Annotated in this window: 15 protein-coding genes; all 15 read left to right on the top strand. The window is 51.9% G+C overall.

What is annotated here, in order from left to right:
• Positions 1-171 precede the first annotated feature (171 nt).
• The 15 genes from HMPREF9469_RS15055 (at position 172) to HMPREF9469_RS14985 (ending at position 17,890) form a co-directional block, all read left to right on the top strand.
• The gene (locus tag HMPREF9469_RS15055; RefSeq protein WP_007863345.1) at positions 172-2,115 is read left to right on the top strand and encodes a sigma 54-interacting transcriptional regulator; all 1,944 of its coding nucleotides are present in this window, start codon (positions 172-174) and stop codon (positions 2,113-2,115) included.
• Positions 2,116-2,356: 241 nt separating this feature from the next.
• The gene (locus tag HMPREF9469_RS15050) at positions 2,357-3,358 is read left to right on the top strand and encodes a PdxA family dehydrogenase (protein ID WP_007863344.1); all 1,002 of its coding nucleotides are present in this window, start codon (positions 2,357-2,359) and stop codon (positions 3,356-3,358) included.
• Between the two features lie 29 nt (positions 3,359-3,387).
• Positions 3,388-3,837, top strand: a complete 450-nt coding sequence (locus HMPREF9469_RS15045; RefSeq protein ID WP_007863343.1) for a tripartite tricarboxylate transporter TctB family protein — start codon at positions 3,388-3,390, stop codon at positions 3,835-3,837.
• A gap of 17 nt (positions 3,838-3,854) precedes the next feature.
• The gene (locus HMPREF9469_RS15040; RefSeq protein ID WP_007863342.1) at positions 3,855-5,360 is read left to right on the top strand and encodes a tripartite tricarboxylate transporter permease; all 1,506 of its coding nucleotides are present in this window, start codon (positions 3,855-3,857) and stop codon (positions 5,358-5,360) included.
• A 36-nt stretch (positions 5,361-5,396) separates the two neighbouring features.
• A complete protein-coding gene (locus tag HMPREF9469_RS15035) occupies positions 5,397-6,383 on the top strand; it encodes a Bug family tripartite tricarboxylate transporter substrate binding protein (RefSeq protein ID WP_007863341.1) in 987 nt (328 codons plus the stop codon).
• A 351-nt stretch (positions 6,384-6,734) separates the two neighbouring features.
• The gene (locus HMPREF9469_RS15030; RefSeq protein ID WP_007863339.1) at positions 6,735-7,589 is read left to right on the top strand and encodes a sugar phosphate isomerase/epimerase family protein; all 855 of its coding nucleotides are present in this window, start codon (positions 6,735-6,737) and stop codon (positions 7,587-7,589) included.
• Entirely contained in the window at positions 7,586-8,248 is a 663-nt protein-coding gene (locus tag HMPREF9469_RS15025; RefSeq protein ID WP_007863335.1) for an aspartate/glutamate racemase family protein, read from the top strand. Before HMPREF9469_RS15030 ends, HMPREF9469_RS15025 begins: the two co-directional genes overlap by 4 nt.
• 88 nt (positions 8,249-8,336) lie before the next feature.
• The gene (locus tag HMPREF9469_RS15020) at positions 8,337-9,164 is read left to right on the top strand and encodes a transketolase (protein WP_007863333.1); all 828 of its coding nucleotides are present in this window, start codon (positions 8,337-8,339) and stop codon (positions 9,162-9,164) included.
• Positions 9,164-10,099 (top strand): transketolase family protein, encoded by a 936-nt coding sequence (locus tag HMPREF9469_RS15015; protein ID WP_007863331.1) that lies wholly within the window; start codon positions 9,164-9,166, stop codon positions 10,097-10,099. Before HMPREF9469_RS15020 ends, HMPREF9469_RS15015 begins: the two co-directional genes overlap by 1 nt.
• A gap of 11 nt (positions 10,100-10,110) precedes the next feature.
• Positions 10,111-11,022, top strand: coding sequence for a sugar phosphate isomerase/epimerase family protein (locus HMPREF9469_RS15010; RefSeq protein ID WP_007863330.1), 912 nt, complete (start codon positions 10,111-10,113; stop codon positions 11,020-11,022).
• 83 nt (positions 11,023-11,105) lie between these two features.
• Positions 11,106-12,014, top strand: a complete 909-nt coding sequence (locus HMPREF9469_RS15005; RefSeq protein ID WP_007863329.1) for a sugar phosphate isomerase/epimerase family protein — start codon at positions 11,106-11,108, stop codon at positions 12,012-12,014.
• Positions 12,015-12,069: 55 nt separating this feature from the next.
• On the top strand, positions 12,070-13,029 hold the full coding sequence (locus HMPREF9469_RS15000; protein ID WP_040416385.1) for a D-2-hydroxyacid dehydrogenase: 960 nt from the start codon (positions 12,070-12,072) through the stop codon (positions 13,027-13,029).
• A gap of 166 nt (positions 13,030-13,195) precedes the next feature.
• Entirely contained in the window at positions 13,196-15,097 is a 1,902-nt protein-coding gene (locus HMPREF9469_RS14995) for a sigma 54-interacting transcriptional regulator (protein ID WP_007863327.1), read from the top strand.
• Positions 15,098-15,262: 165 nt separating this feature from the next.
• The gene (locus HMPREF9469_RS14990; protein ID WP_007863326.1) at positions 15,263-17,062 is read left to right on the top strand and encodes a cache domain-containing sensor histidine kinase; all 1,800 of its coding nucleotides are present in this window, start codon (positions 15,263-15,265) and stop codon (positions 17,060-17,062) included.
• A 93-nt stretch (positions 17,063-17,155) separates the two neighbouring features.
• A complete protein-coding gene (locus HMPREF9469_RS14985) occupies positions 17,156-17,890 on the top strand; it encodes a response regulator transcription factor (RefSeq protein WP_007863325.1) in 735 nt (244 codons plus the stop codon).
• The last annotated feature ends 11 nt before the right edge of the window (positions 17,891-17,901 follow it).

The raw sequence follows: 17,901 nt of genomic DNA, 5'->3' as shown, positions 1-17,901 counted from the left end.
ATTTTACCATTCTTTGCAACTTCTTAATTCCATTTTTGCAATTAATAAGATAGAATGATTCAAGTACGCCTTAAGAAGTATAACTTAAGAAGTACACCTTAAGAAGTCCGCCGGAGACTTCAGCTTGGAGGGAGTATCAAGCGGAGGGAACGATGGAAAAGGAGGAGCTTTATGGTTAAACTTGTATTTTTCGCACCATACCCCAATATCTTGCCGGTGATCCAGCGGGTCATCGGTGAACGGCCGGAATCCAGGGATATCCAGTACCGGGTGGTCCAGGACTATTATAATAATAAACTGGAGCATGTGGAAGCGGATGTGATCATTGCAAGGGGATTTACGGCCCATACCCTGAAGCGGAGGAAGATTCCCTGTGTGGAGCTTAAGACCACGGGCTATGACGTGCTGGCCGCCATTCATGTGTGCCTGGAACGGTGGGATGTGAAACGGATCGCAGTGGTGGGGGCATTTAACATGGTCTATGGGGCGGAACAGGTGAACCAGGTATATCCTGACCTGATGGTGAGCTGCTATGCGGAGGATGATGAGACAAAGCTGGAGACAGCGGTGCTGCGGGCAAAGGCGGATGGGAACCAGGTCATAGTGGGGGGATATTCCACGGTACAGATTGCGGAACAGTGCAATATCCCGGCTGTGATGATACGTTCCGGCAGGGAGGCGGTGAACCAGGCTATCACAGAGGCATTGGCATTGGCCGCCATCACGGTGTATGAGCGGGAAAAGCGGGATGAGATTGCCAGCATTATGAACTACTCCTTTCAGGGGATCCTGTCCGTTAACAGAAAAGGGATCATCACCCTGGCCAACAGCTGCTGCTATTCTTATATGAGAGAGCGCAAGGAATCCCTGGTTGGAGCGGATATCAGGGAGATATTTCCGGATATAAAGATGGATGAGGTGATCTGCAAAAAGAAAAAGATACTCTCCGAGGTCTATGACTGTTCCGGCCGCCCGGTGATGGTCAACTGTGTCCCTGTCTCCGGTGAGTCCGAGGATTTTGGGGCGGTGATCACCTTCCAGGGGACAGAGCAGATCCAGGCAGAGGAGGGAAAGCTGAGAAAGAGGATCTATTCCACGGGTTTTACAGCCAAGTACGACTTTACGCATATCCTGTACCAAAGCCAGGCCATGGGAAGCCTGATCAGAACAGCTGAAAAATACAGCTATGCGGATTCCAATATTCTGATCCACGGTGAGACCGGCACCGGCAAGGAGCTGTTTGCCCAGAGCATCCACAACTTGAGTCCCAGGCGCAAGAATCCCTTTGTGGCCATCAACTGCGCGGCTCTGCCCGAGGATCTGCTGGAAAGTGAGCTTTTCGGTTATGTGGAGGGCGCCTTTACAGGAGCTGCAAAGGGCGGAAAAATGGGATTTTTTGAGATTGCCCACAAAGGGACGATCTTCCTGGATGAGATCGGCGACATTTCCCCAAAACTTCAGAGCCGCCTTTTAAGAGTGCTCCAGGAGCGGGAGATCATACGCCTGGGAAATGATACCGTGATCCCCATTGATGTGAGGGTCATATGCGCCACCAACAAAAGCCTGAAACGGGAGGTGGAACAGGGAAATTTCCGAAGGGACCTTCTGTACCGCCTGGATGTTCTGGAACTGGATATTCCGCCTCTCAGGGAGCGGAAACAGGACATTCCCCTTCTTGTCAGAAGTATGACCGGCTTTGAGCATGGGCGCACCGGCTGTGTGCTGGAGAACATATCAGAGGAGGGGATGGAACTGCTGCTGCGCTATGACTGGCCGGGGAATGTGCGGGAGATCCGCAATTTCTGCGAGCGCATCTGCATTCTCTGCGAACGTCCCGTGGCAGGGGCGGGAGAGGTACGCCAGGCGCTGCCCGGCATAACGGAGGCGGGCAGCGGCGCATATGGCAATGGTACACATGATAATAACACATATGGAACCGGGGAAGGGAAAATACCCAGGAACACAAACCTTAAGGAAGCGGAACGGCAGGCCATAATAGAAGCACTGGAGTGTTCCGGGTATAACCGGGGCAGGACAGCCGCCTTTTTGGGGATTGATAAAAGTACTCTGTGGCGGAAGATGAAGAAATACGGCTTGTTGAATGAAACAAAATAAAACAAAAAAACATAATGAAACATTTTGGAAACAAAATATAAAGGTGAAACAAAAAAATGGAAAAAATAGCCTATAGATGTTCCTTTATATGACTGGAATTATACATAATATACAACGGAATCAGGGGAAAAAACAGTGAAAAATAAAAAAATCATCCTTACTGGAAAAGTTGGCACAGATTTTGCTTTATTAATTGGCATAGATGTGAAAACAAAATTAAAAAAAGGAAGGGTGATTTTTTATGAACACAAAACCAATATTAGGAATGCTTTTAGGAGATGGAGCCGGAGTGGGAGCTGAGATCATAGCAAAGCTGGCAGCATCCGGATTCTATGATGAGTACTGCCGTCCGGTAGTGATCGGAGATGCGAGGATCTTTCAGCGCGGGGCTGAGATCTGCGGGCTGGAGATCCCCATGCAGGTGATCAGCCGGGTGGAGGATGCGGACTGGAGTAAAGGGATCCCTGTGCTGGATCAGAGGGATCTGGATCCTGAGGAAGTTCCCTATGCACAGATCAACGTAAAAAGCGGACAAGCCTGCCTGGATATGCTGAGAACCGGAATTGAACTTTATAAGGATGGAAAGATTGAAGGTTTCTGCTTTGCGCCACTGAATAAGCAGGCCATGATCAAAGCAGGATGCCCCTTTGAGAGTGAGCATCACTACATGGCCCATCTGTTCCAGCACACAGAACCCTTTGGGGAGATCAATGTTCTGGGAGATCTGTGGACCACCAGGACCACCAGCCATATTCCCATCAGCCGGGTAAGCCATGACCTGACGGAGGAGACCATTATGAGGGCGGTGCGCCTTGCCAATGTGTCTCTGAAAAATTCGGGAATCGAAAAGCCCAGGCTTGCGCTGGCCGCTTTGAACCCCCACTGCGGAGAGGGCGGGAAATGCGGACGCGAAGAAATTGATGTGATTGCTCCGGTCATTGAAAAAGCCAGGGAAATGGGGATTGACGCCTATGGGCCGTATCCATCGGATATCCTGTTTATCAAGGCTTTTAACGGAGATTTTGACGGTGTGGTGACCATGTATCACGATCAGGGGCAGATTGCGCTGAAATTAAAGGGATTTGACCAGGGAATCACCATTGCGGGAGGGCTTCCGGCTCCCATTGTCACATGTGCCCATGGAACCGCCTATGATATTGCGGGTAAGGGGATCGTAAAAACATCTGCCTTTGAGAATGCGGTTAAAATGGCGGCAAGGATGGCCAACCACCTGAGAGCATAAGCAATGTGTACTTGAAAAGGGAGGTTTATATGAAGAGGATAGGGACAAAACAGATCGTACCGCTGCTGCTGGCAGTGTTCGCAGTGGTATTTGCAGTGATTGGATTTACGCAGTTGGGGTTCTGGAGTGATGTCGATGGTCCGATGCCGGGATTTTTTCCGGCGATCATGGCAATTGTCATGTTCCTGACCAGTATTGCTTCCTTTATCCAGTCTTTAAAAGATGAGGGATCAGCCAGGTACGAGAGGAATGAACTTCTGGTCATTGCCGGAGGCGCGGGGATCATAGTTGGAAGCTATATTATCGGCCTTCTTCCCAGCTGTTATCTGTTTATCATACTGTGGCTGAAGGTGTTTGAGCGTACAAGCTGGAAGGATACGCTGATCGTACTGGCTGTTTGTGTGGCTATTTCCGTGGGCGTATTCCGCCTGTGGCTGGGAGTTTATTTCCCCATGGGCCTTCTGGAATATATATTATAGGAAAGGAGCAGTAAAAGATGGAAAATATACAACTGTTGTTAGGAGGCTTTTCCACTTTATTTACATTCGGCAATGTAAGTGCGGCCATGATGGGCGCTGTTCTGGGGCTGATCGTGGGCGCCATGCCCGGTATCGGAAGCCTTGCAGGCGTTGCCCTGCTTTTGCCCCTTACCTACAAATTTAATCCCACCACGGCGATCATCATGCTGGGAGCCATCTATTATTCCAATATGTACGGCGGCGCGTTCAGCGCCATCCTGCTGAACATTCCCGGAGATTCACCGGCCATCTGTACGGCCATGGACGGTTATCCCATGGCGGCTAAAAAGAAACGTCCGGGTCAGGCACTGTTTACCGCCAACATGGCTTCCTTTATCGGCGGAACCATCGGCATCATCATCCTGACATTTACTGGACCGGCCCTGGCCAATGTAGGATTGAAATTCGGCCCGTCCGAAATGACGGCCCTGCTGTTTATCGCCATGACAAGCATCAGCTGGCTTGTGGGCGAAAATCCCATCAAGGGCGTGGTTATCACAATGCTGGGAATCCTGCTGGCAAGCATGGGAATGGATACCCTGTCCGGTTCTCCCCGTTATGATTTTGGCAGCATGTACCTGCTGGGCGGCATTCCCTTTACGCCATTTATCATCGGCACGGTGGGCTTTTCCCAGGTCATTAAGCTGGTGATGGAACGGGGAGAGGACACAAAGGCAAACCACGATATGAAACTGACCATCAAAGGCAGCCTTTTGACAAAGCATGATTTTAAAAGGCTTCTGCCGCCATCCATACGATCCGGTATCATGGGAACCTTTGTGGGCGTGCTCCCGGGTGCTGGGGCAACCACAGGCGCCTTTATGGGATACGCGGCCCAGAAGAAGTTTAAAAGCGAGGAGGAGCTTGGAACCGGCGCCATCGAGGGGATCGCTGCCAGCGAGGCTGCAAACAATGCAGCCGCGGCCGGCGCATTCGCACCGCTGCTGGCACTGGGGATTCCGGGAAGCGGAACCGGCGCCGTGCTCCTGGGTGGACTTATGATGTGGGGACTGAACCCCGGCCCGCTTTTATTTACCAATGAACCGGAATTTACATGGGGCCTGATCGCTTCCCTGTTCCTGTCCAACATTTTCACACTGATCGTATCCATTGGCGTGATCCCTTTCCTGATCAAGATACTGTCCGTGCCCGTGAAGTTTATGATACCCATTATTGTTACGGTGTGTGTGGTTGGGTCCTATAGCTCCAGCTATTCCATGTACGGTGTGATCGTAATGTTTCTGTCAGGCGTGCTGGGGTATATCCTTACAAAGAGCGGATTCCCAACAGCGCCCATGCTGCTTTCCTTTGTATTGGCAAAGCTTTTGGAGTCCAATATGCGTAAGGCGTTTATGATCTCAGGAGGCAGCCTGGACATTTTCTTTACAAGACCGATCACCTGTGTGCTGATGCTGATTTTCCTGGCATTTATATTTGCACCCGTTATCAAGGCAGTTATAAGGAAAGCAAGATCAAAGGCTTGACGGTTTTACCATAAAATATCATAGGAGGGTTTATTAATGAAAAAAAGGAATATGTTACTGGCAATGGCAGCTATGATGGCGGCAGCTGTGATGACAGGATGCGGGGAAAGCAGCAGCGATGGTCCCTTTGAGCCAAAGGACAATATCAACTGGATGGTCACGTCCAGTCCGGGCGGGGGCAGCGACATCTATACCAGAATGATATCTGATATCATGGTCAAGGAGAGTCTGATCAATGGACAGACCATTATTGTCACAAACAAGACGGACGGAAGCGGCGAGATCGGGCGAAATGAAGTTGCCGGCACAAAGGGGAAAAAGGCGGATTACACCCTTTTAACGTTTAACAGCGGCGACCTGATGCCTATGGTGCAGAATACAAAGAACCGCTCCTCCAACTTCAGGATCCTGGCCGTCATGGCAGTGGATAAGCAGCTGATCTTTAAGGGGGACCAGACACAATACGCTGATTTCAGCGAAGCTATAGAGGCGGCTAAGAGCGGGACCAAGGTGGTGATCGGCGGTTCCAAGGGAGATGATATCGCCACTTACGATGCCCTGATCGCGGAGCTGGGAATCGGTAAGGATATGATGACCTACATAACATATGACTCCACCGGCGATGCCATCACAGCAGCCCTGGGAGGCCACATTGAGTTTGTTATATCCAAACCCGCGGCAGCCACGGAGTATGTGGCGGCAGGTTCATTGATCCCGGTGCTGGCATTGTCCACGGAGCGGTACACAGGCAGCCTGGCAGACGCCCCCACCTTAAGCGAGATCGGCGATTATGAAAATGTGGAAGTGCCGGTATGGCGAGGCGTGGCGGCTCCGGCGGCCATGAGCGATTCAGCGGCGGCATTCTGGAGCGAACAGTTAAAGAAGGTATCTGAGACAGATGCCTGGAATACGGATTATCTGGAGAAGAACAAGCTGATCGGCAACTATATGGACATGACAGCGGCCACAGAGTATGTGACAGATTATGAGAAGGACTATATGGAGAGCATGGGGATCCAGTAAGAGCAGGATCCGCAGGAGAGCCTGATGTAAAGTTCAGATGGAGATAAAAGGCAAAAGCCATGGGTCGGGAACAGGGAGGCTGTTCGGCTCATGGCTTTTGCGCCAGGAGAATCTTGGCTAAAAGAAAAAGGGAAACACTTTGAAACATATACCGAAAAGAAACCAGAAACAAAACGAAACATTTTTGAAACATGTTATAATTGAAACAAAGGTCTGGTGTGAAAGAAAATGAAAACAGGGGCCTGATGGGGACCTGTAAGGGGGAGAAAAGTTGGCATGTTTTTTGCTCTTTAATACATCAGAATCCCATCGGTAAAAGATGCCGGATATTATGGAAGGAGGAAATGCAAGATGAAACTATGTTATCAGGTAGCCACTCCAGACGTGGCCGTTGCCGACTCCGTCACCGCCTATCAGGGGCCGCTGGATCAAAGCTTTGGGGATCTGGCAAGGCTTGGGTATGACGGCGTGGAGCTTATGACTCTGAACCCGGGGGAACTTGACTGGGAGGAAGTAAAGGGAACAGCTGAAAAATACGGCATATCCATCGCGCTGGTGTGCACAGGGGAGCTGTTTGGGCAGTTGGGACTGAGCTATACCAGCCCCGAGGAGGAGATCCGCAGGGAGGCTATTAAACGGACCAAGGAGATCATTGATTTTGCCGGATACCTTGGGGCCAACATTAATATCGGCCGGGTCAGGGGCCAGTACTGTGCCCGGCTTTCCCATGAGCAGACAGAGGGACTGGCAGTGGAAGCTTTCCGGGAACTGGCAGACTATGCGGCGCCCGGGAATGTGGCCATTGCCCTTGAGACAGTGACCATTATGCAGACCAATTTTATTAATACACTGGCAGAGGGAGCCCGCATGGTAGAGCGGGTGGACCGCCCTAACTTCCGGCTGATGATGGATGTCTTCCATCTGAACCTGGAGGAAAAGGACCTGTACCAGGCCATCAGAGACTACAGCAAATATAACATACATGTCCACCTGGCGGACAATAACCGCCGCTACCCCGGCCACTGCGGGCTGGACTTTGAAAAGATTCTCACCACTTTTAAAGAATGCGGCTATGACGGCAATTTTTGTACGGAAATATTCCAGATCCCATCCATGAAGGAAGCTGCCAGGGGAGCCATGGCATGTCTCGGACCCATTGCAGAGCGGGTATATGGAAGAAAAGCAGCAGACAGGAGCGGGATATGAAAAGTATTGCATTGATCCACACGGTAAAAAGCGTGGCAGTCAGTTTTGACCAAATGCTGCGCCGGGAGATTGGAACGGATCTAACGGTCCACAACCTGTGGGATGATTACCTGGCCAATGATCCCAATGAAAAAGGGGAATTTACCGCGGATAACAGGAACCGTCTTCTCCTTGACATCAAGGCCCAGGAGCTGACCGGGGCGGATCTGATCGTTACAACCTGTTCCACACTGACCCCCACGGTGGAGATGATACGGCCGTTTATAAAGGTTCCGGTGATCGCCATTGATGACGCCATGGCAAAAGCAAGTGTCACATACGGTGAGCGGGTGCTGGTCATGGCCACTGCCGGGAGCACGGTCCATCCCACTGTTTCAAAGATTGAGAGGGAAGGGGAGACGGCAGGGAAAAAGCTTTCCATTGACACATGTGTGTGCGCCCAGGCATTTCAGGCGCTGAAGGCCATGGACATGGAAAAACATGACCGGATCCTCATGGAAAAGGCAACGGAGTTTACAGGATATGACTGTATTGTCCTGGCCCAGGCATCCATGGCCCATTTAGAACATGAGATCGCCGCTGTCACCGGATGCCCTGTGCTCACCAGCCCCAGGCTGTGTGTAGAGGAAATCAAACAAAAACTTGCGTCACTTTGCTGAGGGTGGATTTTTTTAAGCGAAATGACAATGATCGCACGCAGAAGGCCGAAACAGGATCCTTCCGTGCCCATAAAGAGGAGATAAGACAATGACCAATGAAAGAAAAAAGGAATTACAGACACAGTGCAGCCGGTTCAGGAACCAGCTGATCGATCTGCTTCACAGCATCCAGACCGGGCATCCGGGCGGTTCCCTGTCCTGTACCGAGATACTTACCGCCCTGTATTTTGAGATCATGAACGTGGATCCGCAGAACCCCGCCATGGAGGGAAGAGATCATCTGGTGCTGTCCAAAGGCCATGCAGCCCCGATCCTTTATCTGGTCCTGGCGGAAAAAGGATTTTTCCCAAAAGAGGAGTTAAAGAACCTGCGTCAGGCCGGCAGTATGCTTCAGGGGCACCCATGTGTGCACAAGACCCCAGGGGTGGAATTGTCCACAGGCCCTCTGGGGCTGGGATTGTCCGCCGGCCTTGGGATGGCCCTGTCCGCAAGGATCAAGGGACAGGATTCCTATACATATGTGATCATGGGAGATGGGGAAATACAGGAAGGCTGTGTCTGGGAGGCAGCTATGTCCGCCTCCAAGTTTAAAGCCGACCATCTCATCGGTTTTCTGGACAACAACGGAGTGCAGCTGGACGGAACCCTTGAGGAGATCATGCCCATGGGTGACCTGAGGGCAAAATGGGAGGCATTTGGCTGGAATGTGGTCCCCTGTGACGGTCATGATGTGGAAGACATATGCAGGGCGGTAAAGGAAGCAAAAGCCGTGTCCGGGAAACCTTCCCTGATCCTGGCAAAAACCGTAAAAGGCAAGGGCGTCTCCTTTATGGAGGGCAGGAACACATGGCATGGAAAGGCCATCAATGACGAAGAATATGCCAAGGCAAAAACAGAATTAGGAGGTGCTCTGTGATGGGAAAAATGATAGCGATCCGTGATGCGTATGGTGCGGCACTGAAGGAACTGGGAGAACAGAATACAAAGATCGTGGGCCTGGAGGCGGATGTGGCGTCCTCCACCAAAAGCGGGATATTTGGAAAAGCGTTTCCTGAGCGGTATTTTAATGTGGGTATCAGTGAACTGAATATGGTATCCATGGCAGCCGGTTTTGCCAGGGAAGGGATGATCCCCTATGTGAACACCTTTGCAGTCTTTATGACCACCAGGGGCGCGGACCCCATCCAGAGCCTGATCGCCTACGACAACCTGAATGTAAAGCTGTGCGGCACTTACTGCGGCCTGTCCGATTCCTATGACGGGGCCAGCCATCAGGCCATTACGGACCTGGCCTTTGTGCGCGCCATTCCAAACATGACCGTGATCACGGCGGCCGATGGGGCGGAGACTAGGAAAGCGGTATTTGCCATGGCGGAACACGATGGGCCGGTGTACTTAAGACTCAGCCGGGCGGAGGCCCCTGTGTATTATTCCGATGATATGGACTTTCAGATCGGCAGGGGGATCACGGTAAGGGAAGGCGGGGATGTGACCATCATCACCACGGGAACCGTTCTCCACAAGGCCCTTGAGGCAGCGGATCTCCTGGCACAGGAGGGGATTTCTGCCACCGTGGTGGATATGCACACCATTAAGCCCATTGACAGGGATCTGGTGATACAGTGCGCAATACGGACGGGCGCCATTGTCACGGTGGAGGAACACAGTATTTACGGCGGACTCGGCAGTGCGGTGGCGGAGGTGCTTGTGGAGAACAAGCCTGTTCCCATGGAGCGGATCGGCGCCGTGGATTTTGCGGAGTCCGGGGATTACGGTGAGCTGCTTGTAAAATACGGATACAGTCCCCAGGCCATTGCCGGCAAGTGCAGGGCAGTGATCAGGCGGAAATAAGGAGGTAAGCCATGGAACAATCCATGAGAAGGTTCATGAAAGTGGGCCTGATCCTCCACGTGGCCTACAGAGGCATTGGGGACGGGGACGGTCCCATTCTTGAATGCCTTGGCAAAGTGGTGCAGGACGACTACTTTGAGGCAGTGGAGGTGACTTCCATCAATGACCCGGATGTGAGGACCGCTGCGGCAGACATGATGCGCACAAGCCGCATGGCAGCGGCTTATGGCGGTCAGGGGCGCACCCTGTCAAGGGGGTTAAACCTTAACGACCTGGATGAGGAGGGCAGGCGGCAGGCAGTGGCCGTGCTGAAGGAGGGGATCGACCAGGCCTATGAGCTGGGCTGCGTGGATTTCTCCTTTCTGTCAGGGCGCTACCGGGAGGAGACAAAGGAACAGTCCTTTGAGCAGCTGTTGAGATCCACCCGTGAACTGTGCGCCTATGCCAAAGAAAAGGGAGACATGCCCATCTGCTGTGAGGTGTTTGATTACGACATAGACAAGAAAGCGCTGATCGGACCGGCGCACCTGGCTGCCAGGTATGCCAAAACCATCAGGGAGGAATTTGACAATTTTGGCCTGATGGTGGACTTAAGCCATATTCCCATGATCCATGAGACCATAGAGGAGAGCATTCTCCCGGTAAAGGAATACATTATCCATGCCCATATGGGCAATACGGTGATCAAAAGTCCGGAGTGTGAGGCTTACGGTGACAATCATCCCAGGTTTGGATTCCCAAACAGTGAAAATGATGTTCCGGAACTGGCCAGGTACTTAAGGCTGCTGCTGACCATTGGTTTTCTCAATGAAAAGACGCGCCCCATTGTCAGCTTTGAGGTAAAGCCGTGGAAGGATGAGTGGCCGGAAGCAGTGATCGCCAATGCAAAGCGTACCCTGAACCTGGCCTGGGAGCTGGTATAACGATGTAAATGAGTGTACTCCCGCAATTCTGAGAACCAGGGGATTACAGGAGTACGCATAAACAAAAAGGAGGCTTATCATTTATGAAGGATCCAATTCAGAAATATTTTCAGGTGGGAACCATCCAGTGGATGACCCATCCGCCGGTGGATTATCCCATCCTGGAATCGGTTAAGACCATTTGCTGCGATGAGTATTTCAGCGTCCTGGAAATCACCCATATTGAGGACCAGGATACAAAGGACCGCGTGAGGGACATGCTGGCCCAGGGACACATGAAGGTGTGTTACGGAGCCCAGCCGCGTCTGCTGGGGCCCAAGCTGAACCCCAATGACCTGGATGAGGAGGGCAGGAAAAAGGCTGAGGCAGTGCTCATTGATTCCATTGATGAGGCCGAGTATATGGGCGCAAAGGGAATTGCTTTCCTGGCAGGCAAATGGGAACCTGAGACAAAGGACCAGGCATATGCCCAGCTTCTTAAAACAACCAGGGCTGTGTGCAGCTATGCCGCATCCAAGAAAATGATGGTGGAGCTGGAGGTATTTGATTTTGATATGGATAAAGCGGCCCTCATCGGACCTGCGCCCTATGCTGCCAGGTTTGCCGCCGACATGCGCATGACCCACAATAACTTCGGCCTGCTGGTGGACCTGTCCCATTTCCCCACCACCTATGAGACATCCCGGTTTGTGATCCAGACCCTGCGCCCCTATATCACCCACCTGCATATCGGCAACGCAGTGGTAAAGGAAGGCTGCGAGGCATACGGGGACCAGCATCCCCGGTTCGGCTTCCCGGAGAGCGCCAATGACACAATGCAGCTGGTTGACTTTTTTACCGTGTTAAGGGAGGAAGGCTTTTTTAACAAGGAGGAGCCATACGTGTTGTCACTGGAAGTAAAGCCATGGGCAGGCGAGGACGGGGATATCATCCTGGCCAATACAAAGCGGGTCATCAACCGGGCATGGGCATTGGTAGAGGATGAAGCATAAAGAGTGCTGTTGGAATCTGAAAGAGCACACGAAACATGATAAGGAGGTAAGTATGATGAAAATTGTTGTTTTAGACGGATATACGGAGAATCCGGGAGACTTAAGCTGGGAGGGACTGGAAGCCATCGGCTCCCTGACCGTGTATGACAGGACTCCCGCGGATAAGATCCTGGAGCGGATCGGGGACGCAGAGGCGGTGTACACCAACAAGACACCAATTTCTGCAGAGACCATTGCAAAGTGCCCCAGCCTTAAATTTATCGGTGTCCTGGCCACGGGGTACAATGTGATCGACACAGCGGCAGCCAAGGCAAACGGGGTGGTGGTCTCCAATATTCCCACCTATGGAACGGATGCGGTGGCCCAGTACGCGATCGCCCTTCTTCTGGAACTGTGCCACCATATCGGGGAGCATTCCGACTGCGTAAAGGCAGGGGAGTGGACCCACAATCAGGACTGGTGCTTCTGGAAACATCCGCTCATGGAGCTGGCCGGCAAAAACTTCGGCGTCATCGGATTCGGAAGGATCGGCCGGAGGACGGCACAGATCGCCCAGGCCCTGGGCATGAATGTCCTTGCCTTTGACGAATATCCCAACAAAGATCTGGAAACAGAACACTGCAGGTACGTATCCTTAGACCAGCTGCTGGCAGAGGCTGATGTGATCAGCCTTCACTGCCCCCTGTTCCCTTCCACGGAAGGAATCATCAACAAGGACACCATTGCAAAGATGAAGGACGGGGTTAAGATCATCAATACTTCCAGAGGCCCCCTGATTGTGGAGGAGGACCTGAAAGAGGGGCTAAACAGTGGAAAAGTCAGCGGTGCGGCCGTGGATGTGGTTTCCACAGAGCCTATCAGGGAGGACAATCCCCTTCTGGGCGCGAAAAATATGATCATTACCCCTCATATTGCATGGGCTCCCAGGGAATCCAGGCAGAGGCTGATGGACATTGCAGTGGATAACCTGCGGCAGTTTGTGGACGGAAAGCCTCAGAACGTGGTCAACCGGTAGGGGAAGTCCAGGCCTGAGCGCGGCCGGCTGCAATCCAATGTACACGGATGTACCCGATTATGATATAATGTTCACGTTGGCATATTTCATAGTTGGGTACATTTTTTATCCGGAGCAGGGCCTTGATAGGTCCAGACAGACTCCGGAAGCGGGAGGAAGGGAACCTATGGTTACAATACGCATGTTCATACCGTATTTGAATATGAAGGACAGATTTGAGGCAGCTGTGAGAAAGGTCCCGATCCAGGATGATGTAAAGATCGAGCTGCTTCACGTGTTCGGCACCCCCGAATCCCTGTCAGGCCACGGAGATGCCGAGATCCTGGTGGCCAGGGGCATGACCTATGACAGGCTGATCTCACTGTTCCCCAAAAAGCATGTGGTGGAGATCCAGCTGTCCAGTTTCGATATCCTGGAGGCGCTGATCAAGGCCAGACAGGAGTTTGCACCTAAGAAGATCGCCCTATGCGTCCGGTACATGGACAACGGGGCAGTGGCGGAGCTGGAACGCCTGTGCCAGGCGGAGATCAAATACTATGCCATCCAGGATGAGGCATCCACCCTTGAAGCCATACATCTGGCAAGGGAGAGCGGGGCGGACGTATTTGTGGGCGCGGGCACCATGTGCGGGCTCTGCGACAAGGAGAATTTAAGAAGGGTCCATATCCATACCAAGGACATTGCCATTGAGCAGGCGTTAAAGCAGGCAATGGACGCTGCCAGGACCATCAATTTGGAGCGGGCCAGGTTTAATATGACAAGCGCCATCCTTAACACCAGTTCCGATGCCCTGGTGGCTGTCAATGGGGCGGGGCAGATCCAGGCCCTGAACAACCAGGCGTACCGGACCTTTCATCTGTCAACCAGATCGGACTTTATGGGACGCCCTGTGGAGGAGGTCTGTCCGGGGTTCACATGGCAGGACGTGGTGGAGAACGGAAGGGAAAAGGAGGAGATCATCCAGTGGGAGGACCGGAAACTGTATACGGAGTATAAGCCTGTTGTTGTGGATAAGATGGGCAAAGGCGCCATTATCATTGTGCGCTACGCGGAACAGATCCTGGAGGCGGAGAGCAAGATACGCCACAGCCTTGCGAAACAGGGACTTACTGCAAAGTATTCCTTTGACGACATCATCGGTTCCAGCCACTCCATCCGTGAGAATATCCAGATGGCAAAGCGGTACAGCCGGGTGGACTCCAATGTCCTTATTGTGGGGGAGACGGGAACCGGCAAGGAGCTGTTTGCCCACAGCATCCACAGGGAGAGCAGGCGGAGCGCAGAACCGTTTGTGGCCCTAAACTGTGCGGCACTGCCGGAGAACCTGCTGGAAAGTGAACTGTTTGGATATGAGCCGGGAGCATTTTCCGGTGCTTCCAAAAACGGCAAGGCGGGCCTGTTTGAACTGGCTCACAAAGGGACCATTTTCCTGGACGAGATAGGTGAGATCCCCACCGCGCTCCAGGCCAAGCTCCTGCGCGTCCTCCAGGAAAAGGAGATACGCCGCATCGGCAGCAGCCGTCTTCAGCCCGTGGACGTGAGGGTGATCTCAGCCACGAATATCAATATAGAAGAAAAGATACAGGAGGGACAGTTCCGGTCGGATCTGTACTACCGTCTGAATTTGCTGGATATCACCATTCCTCCCCTGCGGGAGCGCAGCGGGGATATCCAGGAGATGGTGGATTTTTATCTCACCCGGTTTGCCTGTGAGATGGGAAAGTCCATTCCGAAGCTGTCCCCGGAGGCGGTCCAGTGCCTTATGGATTATCACTGGCCGGGAAATGTGCGTGAGCTGCGCAACATCTGCGAGCGCCTGGTGGTGCTCAGTGATGCCCAGGAGATCGGGTCAAAGGAGATACAGATGCTTAAGATCTTCCGCTCCGGTGAGCCGTCCCCCGACCCTGTTGTAAAAACACCCAGGGGACAGCGGGATGGACCGGAGGATATCTACTCTTCCCTCAAACCCAGGAAGAAGAAGCAGGATATTGCCAAGGAACTGGGGGTCAGCAGGACCACCCTTTGGCGCATGGAGCGAATGGCTAAAGAAAAGAAGGACACCACATAACAAACAGTCTGTATGGCAAAGGCGGTTCCGGCTATCTGTAAGAGATGGCTGGGAGCGCCTTTTCCCATTCCGGGGCACATTGGAGAAAATCCCTTGCTCCCCCCGGAAGCTTAAACTATAATGGTCTTAGTACGGAATGAAAATGAAAATCGGGGAACGGGATATATGAACAAATACATAGAACGCTTTTTGGGAACCAAATCCAGCCTGCAGAGAAAGGTTATTGTCATCTATCTGCTGGTTGCAGTCCTTCCCATCATTATCATCACCTTATTCATAAGCGCGATTTATTACAACAACATATTAAAAGCAGCCAATACCCTGCTGGACCAGAACGCCGGGCAGCATGAGGAGGTTGTGCACGAGCGGATGGATGAGTATGAGAATGTGCTCTATGAGCTGGTGACCAACAAGGAATATATCAGTCTGTCCAAACGGATCAATGAGGGAAATGAGGACACCCTGATCATGGATGTGGGCCACATGGAAGACCTGCTCAGGAGCAGTGTGTATACATATGACAGGATCAGAAGCATTACATTTCTGGGGGACAGCGGACGATATGCGTCCTATTCCAAATGGTACAGCAGCAACCATGAGAATATCTGGATCGATGACCGGAAGCGGGAGGTTATCCATGACGAGGTGGAAAAACAACAGAAGCTGACCTTTATCGCCACAGTGAATCTGCGGGAGGGCGGGATCAAAGGGGATTATGTGGTGCTCATGGGCTTTCCGGTAAAAAACCTGCGCACCAAGGAGCAGAGCGGTGTGCTGGTGATGGCCCTGGAGAATGACGTGCTGCTTTTTGAGGGAAATGAGGACAAGCGCAAGGAGAGCGGGGTTGCCACCATTATCCTGGACCGGGAGGACAGGATCCTGGCAGGCACGGATCCTGATTTTATCAACCTGAATTATAAGGAATATGTAAAGGAGGAGTTTGGCAAGACCAAACGGATCTCCGAAATGCGTCATTCCATTGAGGGTACGGAATGGACCATTATGAATATTGTGGACACGGATTTGTACAGGAAGGATATCTATGACATGGTAAGGGCAGTGGTGGTTTTGGTGCTTACCATTACCTGCATTTACTTTTCCACTGTGTTTCTTATTTCCAGAAAATATATCCAGACCATCCAGAAGATCGCCCAGGGCATCCACAATTACGAGGGTACGGATGCCAAGCAGATCAATGTGGAGATGGATGAAAAGAACGAGCTGTATGTGATCGTAAGGCAGTTCAACACCATGACCGCCAGGGTCAATTCCCTTGTGGAAAAACTGAAACAGAAAAATGAGGAGATCAAGGCGGCGGCTATCAGCCAGAAGCACGCTGAGATCAAGGCCCTGGAGGCCCAGATCAATCCCCATTTCCTGTTTAACACCCTGGATTCCATTAACTGGAGGGCCATTGAGCATGATGAGGAGGAGATAAGCAACATGCTGGGAGTGCTGGGAAGCCTGCTGCGCTACAGCATTTCCAATATTGACATGGAGGTGGTGCTGGAGGCTGAGATCAGCTGGCTGAAAAAGTATATTTTCCTCCAGCGGGACAGGTTCCAGTACTCGTTTGACTGTGAATACGACATAACAGAGGAAGCCATGGCATTTCCCATCTATAAGATGCTGCTGCAGCCCATTATTGAGAATACCATTCTTCACGCTTTTGAGGAGGTGAAGGAAGGTGGCATGATCTATGTAAAAGCCTTTAAGCGCCAGGACGGAAAGCTGGAAATCCGCATACGGGATAACGGCAGCGGTATGAAGGGGGAGGTTCTGGCTGAGATCCGGAAGGAGATCAGTGAAAATGGGCCTCTTAACAGCAAAAGCATTGGGATCAGCAATGTCATCCACCGGCTCAGGCTGTACTATCAGGAGGAGGCTGAGATCACGGTGAACAGCACCTGGGGAGAGGGCACGGAGTTTGTGCTGGTGATACCGGAACGGCAGCAGGTCTGCTGATCAGTGGAATGTGTGGCGGCATGCGTGAGTGGCATGTGTGGCGGAAGGTACGGGCGGAATGTATAGATGGAATGCAGTAAGAGGGGATTGCCAATGAAGAATATTGTAATTGTGGAGGACGAGTTCCGTATCAGGCAGGGACTTGGAAGACTGATCAATAAAGTGGATATGGGATGCAGGGTGATCGGGGAAGCGGAAAACGGATATGAGGGCTTAAAGATGATACGGGATATGGAGCCGGATATTGTTATCACGGATATCCGTATGCCCAAGATCAGCGGGCTGGAGATGATAGGGAAGGCCAAGGAGATGGGGGCTTCCTGTACCTTTGTGATCCTCAGCGGATACGCGGAGTTTGAGTATGCCCGCCAGGGCATTAAGCTGGGGGTACAGGAATACCTTTTAAAGCCCATCACCATATCGGATGTAAAGGAGCTGCTGACAAAACTCACCGCAGACGAGCGGGGGCATGAAGTCAGGGAGGATGTACGGCAGTACTCGGCCGTGGTCCGGGAGATGATCGTTACCATGGAGGAAAACTACGGCATGAGGCTGGGGCTGGATACCTTTGGGGAGAAATTCAGGCTCACACCGGAATATATCAGCAACCTGTTTGCAAAGGAGACGGGGATGACATTTTCCAATTACCTGAAAAAGATCAGGATAGAAAAGGCAAAGGACCTGATCCTTAACACGGATATGAAAATATACGAGGTGGCGTGCAGCGTGGGATATCCGGACCAGAAATATTTTTCAAAGGTGTTCAAGGAGTATACGGGGGTTTCCGCCAAACAGTTTGCCGTGGATGCCCAGAGAAAACAGATATAATACACTTTTTT

Origin of the sequence: [Clostridium] citroniae WAL-17108 (genome assembly GCF_000233455.1) — a bacterium.
GTDB lineage: Bacteria > Bacillota > Clostridia > Lachnospirales > Lachnospiraceae > Enterocloster > Enterocloster citroniae.
The sequence above is the reverse complement of the archived record's forward strand: the minus strand, read 5'-3'. Positions and strand labels throughout refer to the sequence as shown.